This window comes from Microcoleus sp. MON1_C1, assembly GCF_036701945.1.
GTDB lineage: Bacteria > Cyanobacteriota > Cyanobacteriia > Cyanobacteriales > Microcoleaceae > Microcoleus.
The window spans coordinates 1-8,010 of sequence record NZ_JAUBRO010000088.1 but is presented as its reverse complement, the minus strand read 5'-3'; the positions used below and the strand labels follow the sequence as shown (position 1 = coordinate 8,010).

General features: G+C 48.2%; 4 protein-coding genes and 1 pseudogene. All 5 read right to left on the bottom strand.

Features of this window, described 5'->3' with window-relative positions:
* Positions 1–1,722 (bottom strand): WD40 repeat domain-containing protein (locus tag QUA62_RS27975; RefSeq protein ID WP_333408082.1); only part of this gene is annotated, 1,722 nt, incomplete at its 3' end.
* Positions 1,723–2,025: 303 nt separating this feature from the next.
* Positions 2,026–5,031, bottom strand: coding sequence for a phage/plasmid primase, P4 family (locus QUA62_RS27970; RefSeq protein WP_333408081.1), 3,006 nt, complete (start codon positions 5,029–5,031; stop codon positions 2,026–2,028).
* A gap of 387 nt (positions 5,032–5,418) precedes the next feature.
* Positions 5,419–5,598, bottom strand: coding sequence for a hypothetical protein (locus QUA62_RS27965; protein ID WP_333408080.1), 180 nt, complete (start codon positions 5,596–5,598; stop codon positions 5,419–5,421).
* A gap of 554 nt (positions 5,599–6,152) precedes the next feature.
* Positions 6,153–6,893, bottom strand: a complete 741-nt coding sequence (locus tag QUA62_RS27960; protein WP_333408079.1) for a site-specific integrase — start codon at positions 6,891–6,893, stop codon at positions 6,153–6,155.
* A gap of 867 nt (positions 6,894–7,760) precedes the next feature.
* Positions 7,761–8,010 (bottom strand): annotated as a pseudogene (locus QUA62_RS27955) (hypothetical protein); the annotation flags it as partial.

Sequence of the window (8,010 nt, the reverse complement as noted above, 5' to 3'; positions counted from 1 at the left end):
CAGTTCCTTTCCAGTTGTTAAATTCCAGACTTTGAGGGTGTTGTCTGCTGAACCAGAAATTGCCTGCTTGCCATCCTCCGTGACGGCTACTGCATTTACCAAACTGCTGTGACCTTGGAGAGTAAACAGTTCCTTTCCAGTTGTTAAATTCCAGACTTTGAGGGTGTTGTCTGCTGAACCAGAAATTGCCTGCTTGCCATCCTTTGTGACGGTTATTGCATATACTGAGTAGGTGTGACCTTTGAGAGTAAACTGTTCCTTTCCAGTTGTCAAATCCCAGACTTTGAGGGTGTTATCATATGAACCAGAAATCGCCCGCTTGCCATCGGAGGTGACGGCTACTGCATATACCGAACTGGTGTGACCCTTGAGAGTAAACTGTTCCTTTCCAGTTGTTAAATTCCAGACTTTGAGGGTGTTGTCTGCTGAACCAGAAATCGCCCGCTTGCCATCCTTTGTGACGGCTACTGCATTTACCAAACTGCTGTGACCTTGGAGAGTAAACTGTTCCTTTCCAGTGGTTAAATCCCAGACTTTGAGGGTGTTGTCCCGTGAACCAGAAATTGCCCGCTTGCCATCAGCAGTTACGGCTACCGAATTTACCCAGTAACTGTGACCTTGGAGAGTAAATTCTTCTTTTCCAGTGGTTAAATCCCAGACTTTGAGGGTTTTGTCCCGTGAACCAGAAATTGCCCGCTTGCCATCAGCAGTGATGGCGACTGCATATACTGAATCGCTATGACCTTTGAGAGTAAATTCTTCTTTTCCAGTGGTTAAATCCCAGACTTTGAGGGAGTTGTCCCATGAACCAGAAATTGCCCGCTTGCCATCAGCAGTTACGGCTACTGCAAATACAGGGTTGTTATGACCTCTGAGAGTAAACTGTTCATTTCCAGTGGTTAAATCCCAGACTTTGAGGGTTTTGTCTGCTGAACCAGAAAGCGCCCACTTGCCATCAGCAGTTACGGCTACCGCATATACTGAGTCGCTGTGACCTTTGAGAGTAAACTGTTCATTTCCAGTGGTTAAATCCCAGACTTTGAGGGAGTTGTCCAAAGAACCAGAAATTGCCCGCTTGCCATCGGAGGTGACAGCAACTGCATTTACTGAGTCGCTGTGACCTTTGAGAGTAAACTGTTCATTTCCAGTGGTTAAATCCCAGACTTTGAGGGTTTTGTCCAAAGAACCAGAAAGCGCCCGCTTGCCATCAGCAGTTACGGCTACCTCATATACTGAGTCGCTGTGACCTTCGAGCGTGCGTAGTAGTCCCCTGCGAGGGGGAGTTAAACAAGGTGTCAAAGGGCGCAACCAAGGTGATGCTTTCCCCTGCTTGGCTACTTCCAACAGTGACTGAATTTCGGGCATTTCAAAGTACAGTAAGCGCCCTAACAATTGTTCCGCTAGTTTGGTTCTATCTCGCTCCAAAATATCGGCTGATATCCACAGTACCCTTTGAATTAAGTCCAGAGCTTTTGCTATTTCTGCGTTATATTCTAGGTTAGTTACTGCTTCTAAACCGTCAACCAAACTGAAATCATCAATAAGTGCCTGCACTCCAAACTCAGGATGCTGAATTTTTGCCATCAGAAAGTTAAAATCTGTCAGTCTTTGATAATACTTTTCTAAATTCCCTGACTTGACATAATTTGGTAGTAAGCTGCCCAGATAAGCACGTTGATAGGAAAGTGGTTTTGCCACTAACTTGTCAGCAAATTCTGCCATCTCACGCCATCCCCTTTTCTAAATACTCAGCAATCCCTTTTAGTCGCAGGAAATATCGCGGCTGGATGCGTCGCCTGCGACAATTGTCACTCCATCGGTGCAGCAGCGCAACAGGCAATTAGGCGTAACCGTGTTTGTTGAGGCCTACATCAGTTTTATTTTGAGACAAAACAGGAACACCTAACCACAAGCTGTTCAAACTCTACAAGTTGCGCCTCGCCGACAATTGCCAGAAACTTAGCCAGGGTAAGTTTTCCGGTGGCGGAGCGTTTGTGTGGTTTTTTATTGACTGTCAGAACTCGGCTAAGTTTCTGACCTCAATTCCATCAACTCGGATATCCGCTCCCTCACCAAAGTATCCTCAGAGGCTAGCCAAGCGTTTATGGTGGCCGCATCGTACAGAGTCCCCGGTGCACCCCATGCGTACATCTGGGCGAGCAGACTTTGCATTTGTGCGGGATAGAGTTCCGGCCACCAAACAATTGCGATTTCTCGCAGTTTTTCGGCATCGGCGGGGGCGATAATTTCTGGCTCAGGCACGGGTTGGGGGGATTCCGGTTCCTGCGAGTTGTTGCTGCTCGGCTTCGCCGTCAGTTTCGCGAATGTCGTCCGCTCCGATTCGGTCAGCTCCGCCCAAACCTTCTCACGACTCGCAGCTCCGCTGGCACAGACATCTTTAAGGATTGGCAAGATGTCGGTCGCAGTCCGCCGTGCAGATTCGGGGTCGGGTTCTGCTATTGCCACCCAAATCATCTGCACGAGTTCGAGTTCGTCTTCGTTGAGTTCAGGTGACGGCTGGGGTGACGGCTGGGGTGACGGCTGGGGTGACAGGTCAGGAGTGGCTACTGGCAAGGGTTCTGAATGCGGTGACGGATTAAGCTCTATATCATCCCCCACGTTATTGATTTCATCTTCACTAATCCGTTTTGAAGCTTCTTTGGTTTCTGTTTTCGTATCGATATTTTTTTCCACTTGAGTTAGAGGTTTATCCGTCACCGAGGCTGTAATTGGCTCGGGCTCTAGGTTCTGACCCGTCACCTGACCCGTCACCGACCCGTCACCGTATCCGTCACCGGGTTTTTCGCAACGTGATCGAAGCTCGTAGTCATAGGTAGGGATATGCTCATCCCCTTTACTGCGAAGGCGGATTCCCTTGATTATTTTTCCGATTTTCGTGTGGACTTTTTCCACTTGCCAGCCGAGAATCACGCTCGCGCACTCAATTAAGTTGGGGCTAAAATTCTTTACCGCCTGCGGTTTATGACCCTGATCAGAACAATATTGATGGTATGCCTGGTACAGGGAGCCTTCAGCATTAGGAGAATCACCCATCGATACCTGAGCAAGTGGATCGAGAATTAGCTTGTCATTCAGGAAGCCAGCGATACTATCCTCCCGAATCTTACTTTCCCAGAATTGGGCCCCCACTTCCGGCACGTCCATCACGCCGCGCAAAACACCCTCTACCCAAGCATCATCAAGGGAAAGCAGATAATTCGTGAATGCTGCCAATTCTGGTGCAAATTCATCATCAAGATTCCGGCGGGTATTGCGAGCTACCATCGCATCAAAGGGCACGGCGATGGTGCGACGCGACATACCGCTGGAGTTATCCGCCCCAAAAATAGGGAAGTTCGAGGCCACCGCGACCATACCCTCGAATTTGAACTTAAACGGCTTCTTGCCTTTTTCCTCAGCTCGCAACCAATCGCCACCGGTTAGCTGCTTGAATTTTCCCAGCGACCGCGCGCCCTTATCTTCATCAGGGAAGATAAGCAGCCGCTTGCCGTAGGCTTGCGCCGCCTCAAAGCGATTGCTGCACCAATCCTCTAGGGTGCTGCTGTGGGTATTTTCAATCCCGATTAGCGCTATCAAAAGGCGGCAGAATGTGCCCTTGCCACTGCCGCCGATGCCGATTAGATGGAGAAATTTCTGGATATCAGCGCGGCCTTTGAGAGTAGCGGCGGCGAAGGCTAGTAGGAGATTTTCTACATGGGTGTTGTTGTGTGTGGCAAATTTTAGCCATTCTCTGATTTTTCCCCAATCGGTAGCCATGATCGAGTGCGGGCGCGGGAATGCCCATGTGAATTTGTAGCCCGGTGAGTGCGGGTACAGCTTACCCGTGGCAATTTCTAGAGCTCCATTTTGGAAAGGAAGTAGATCGGCGCGCGATTTCCATTTCCGCTCTATCAATTCACACCGCAGGAAGCGCACAGTTGCGCTGATGTAGGAGGGGGGGATATCAATAATCCCTTTAGATTTGATGATCTGGTAGATGATCGATTCGATATATTCAGCGGTTTCAGGGGCCCATATTCCGGGTGATTCCGCCTCATACCGATACCAGCACGACACTTCATTATTGAAGGCAAGCTTATTTCGATAATCCTCTGCAATCTGCCGCGCCATTGCATCCGAGCTAGGGAATTTGTTTTTTTCCTTCCCTTCGGCGTTACCCTCTTTCTCGCCAAATAACTTGGCTTTGGTGAGGATTGCTCGGAATTCTTCAATCCCTTTATGCTGAATAAAATCATCCATACCTTTGGTATTTTTCACCTCGCCTCCCTCAATTGCTGAGGTAGCGGGCCAAGCTCCAGTGATCGATCGTACTGGTACACCGAATTTACCCAATTGCTTAGCCAATTTCCGCTCGGCCGCACAGATATTGGAATTTGTGAGCGCATCAGCATCAAAGGCAATAATAAAGCCAAATCCAGCCTCTGCAAGCCTTCTCAGTGCCGGCACCAAATGCCGCAGATTTTCGCGATCGCGAGCTTTGCCGGTAAGCCCTTGCTCTACTCCCAGTAAGGAAATTGTAGGGATGCCATTGTAGCACCCGGCAAGGGCTTTAAACACTCCCTCAGTAAGCAGAACGTAGGGTACATCGTTTATATAAAAAGCTTCTCGCTTTAGGGCTTCAATCTCCCAGTAGAGCGGGTTGTCGGGAGATGGGGGGAGGAGAGCGTCAAATTCTCCCTTTGGGGAAAGGTATTTCGGGGGTTCCTTTTTGCCTCGCTTCGGCTCCCGGATATCAGGCCGGAATTGTACCTGCCCGTTTTTCCCTATGAATAGGATGCCTGCCGATTTTACTGCGTATCCCAAATAAAGCGAAGCTTGGGCGATGCTGGCACTGTGGCAGCAGGCGCGGGCCCAATCATTGAGTAAGTCTCTACCTGAGATGTGGGCTTCGTGGTCGGCGGTGAGGGATTTTTTGTCAATGCTGCATAGCGTTCCTAATCCCTTCAAATCCGGCGTGGATTGCGCGGTATCAAGTCCTTGACTTTCTTGTGTAGATTGTGTGCTACTCATTACACTGCACCCCCGATCACAGCTTCAAAACCAACAGCAAAAAATCCCCGGTTAGTTGTCGTATTTGGCGGGGAATATGAAGAAATTGAGTTACAGCCCTTGTTTGAAGACTTTTGGAAGCTATGAAAGCTATGGTTAGTGTCAGAATTCTGGGAACGTGCGATCGAACCGCTGCCGACAACACTAATCGCCAAAGCAACGCTAGAACGGCAGTTTATTTTTTTTGCAAGGTATGGCATGATAAGGGTAGGCGGCACTCTTTTTGGGAGACCGACTAATTGAGTTGTAGCTCAAACAAACGTTGTCGTGTTTCCTGCTAAGATTTCACGACAACAATAAAATTTATTGTATACCGAAAAGGTATACCAAAAAGAAGCGCTGGGAGCCTTATGCTGCTAGCGCTTCTTGGTGTTGAAATTGCTTTTGGGCGTCTGATTCCAGGTGTCGGTCGAGATGACGCCCGGTAAATCCATAAAGCCTCCTCCGCAAACACCGATCGAGATACTTTAAGGGATACTGATCGAGATACTTCAAGGGATAAGGAATCTCAACAAGGGATGCTGGCACTCGGTATCCCGCACACAGTTTGATGCTTACGGGAGCGAGTCAGGAATTGGGTATTGGACTTTGGGTAGGCGCTACCGAACTCTTGCTTTCGTCCCATCGCACGCGGGCCGACTTCGCCAGAAATTTGGTTAGCGCTGGCAACAATAGCAGCAACTTCAATAATTGAACGATGATCAGATTTCTGTGTTCGCTTCCAACGTCACAAGCTAACTGCAACCGAGCGCTACAGATAGCTGCAACCGAGCGCTACGTTGTTAGAGATGATTTGAAAGCGTGGCGCAACTCGATACCGAATTACCCATTAAATTAAAAAGCCCTCCTCCATGCGCCGGGGGGCTTTTTATTTTTGGGGGCGATCGGGCGATCGGAATCACATCCGCCCTGCCATGATTGCCTCAGCCCAATCTTGCGCTCGTTTTTTCTTCCTCCACTCCACCTCAACTTCTTTGGAGTAAGCGATGAGCTCTTTTTCGAGTCCTCTCCAGTCGATACCATCGTCATCAGACGCAAACCAGGCGTTAATAGATTGGCCGATGAAGTCATAAAATTGCTCGTCACCAATCGGGAATTTCTTGGGCCGAGGAGTCTGCTTGGGCTTGTGACAGTTGCTCAGTCGGCAACGGATTTTGTGGGCTTGGGAGAGCTGAATCAGGATATATAGTTTTCCTGACGTAGGAAAGGGTAGAGAGTGCAGAGACGGCTCCCCTTACTTGGTCTGGCCGCACTTCTAAATATTTCTGCAACTGTTCGAGGTTGCGGTGGCCGCTGATTTCTTGAATAATCCGCAGCGGAATCCCAGCGTTGCTCATCTGAGTCAGGGCCGACCTTCTGAGGCTGTGGGTGGAAGCGCCGATGATGCCGACTTTTTCGCAGGCTTCTTGGAATAGGTGAGAGGCGGCTTCCGGGTTCGCGTGTTTCCAGCGGTGGTTGAGGTGGCGGCTGGGGAATAGGTAGGGGTGTTCGGGATGCTCGTAAGTTTCTAATAGCAGCCTCAACTCTTGAATGATCGGGATAGTGCGGGTGCCGAGCTTGCCTTTGGTGTTGCCCTTACGGATAATCATTTCTGAGCGAATAACATTCGCCGGGGTAAAGACATCGATGACTTTCAAGCTGCAGGCTTCGGCAATCCGACAAGCGGTGTACAGGCAAACTCCAAAGAGGGCGCGATCGCGATCCGTCTGTAAACCTTCGTTAAATAAGAGTTCGATTTCCTCTTGGGTAAGGATTTTGGCTTGTCCGTGTCCCTCTATTTTCATGCTTGGTGTATACCGACCCGATGCTCCAAAGTCTTGCATACTTACTGCATTGCTGCACCGGTCTGGGGGTATTTCTTAACGCGGTGGTTCAGAAGTCGGCAAGTTTTGGAAGGGCGAGCTCACGCCGGTTTATTGATATGTTTGGTTAAGGATACAAGCACTTACAGCGGATTGCAGGTTCATAAAGTACAGTAGCAGCAGCTTGTAAACCAGTTTTTGAAGTGCTTAGTATTGACTCCTTCAAGCGTATACGCCAAGTATTACGTCAACCCGGAGTGGTAGTAGTTGACGAGAACTGACGTAAAAAAGCTTTCAGTTGTGACCACCATAATTCGATTGGATTAAAGTCAGGATTCGGGAGGTGATAAATTTAGTACACTGCCACCCGCCGCTTGAATCACTGGTTCGAGCACCGCCAACTTATGAGCTGGTAGATTATCAATTGACTTCGACGGCACCATCCCATAAGTTGGGTACTAAAAAGTGTTCCACAAAAACTTTAAACGCCTTACTATCTATCGACCCATCTAGCGTCATTATTCCTACTATTTTTTTTCACTTATTGCTTCGACAACTCTGATTTTTGCACCCCGCTGAAAGGGTTTTAAATTGTAGACTCTACTACCATATGTTGAACGAGCGTGGGTTCGTGTTAACCCCAATAAGACGCCCATTTTATCCAAAAAAATGAGGTTGGTAGGGTCGATATTTTTCACTTTTTCCCAATATTCACACCTCAAAATTGGCACTCTCTCAGTGGCCGACTGACTACTGCGTATGGTCTTTTTTTTAGCGTCAAATTTTGTTTTTGTAGTTCACGACACATTATGCTAGGGCTGATAGCTTCCTTGTAGCTCATAAGCCAATATTCACAATATTCTGACAACGTGCTATCCGGATATTTTTCTACCATCTGGTCAATTCAGTTGTGCGCGAGTGTAACACACTTTTGGGGCTTCCACCCTGTTGTTTGGGTTGAACATGACCAGTCGCTTGTTTTTGTTTTAAAAATTTTTGAACAAACCCTTTACTCACATCCAATCTGGCGGCTACTTTCCTAATTAATGTATCACCTTGTTCATATAGCAATTCCATTTGAGATGTAAATATGGATTTCTCTGGTAAAATAGGAAAGTTTGATAATAAATGAAAGGGA

What these genes read in the sequence shown, in the direction of transcription:
- QUA62_RS27960 (WP_333408079.1), bottom strand. Translation starts at nt 6,893, where the DNA reads ATGCAAGACTTTGGAGCATCGGGTCGGTATACACCAAGCATGAAAATA.
- QUA62_RS27970 (WP_333408081.1), bottom strand. Translation starts at nt 5,031, where the DNA reads ATGAGTAGCACACAATCTACACAAGAAAGTCAAGGACTTGATACCGCG.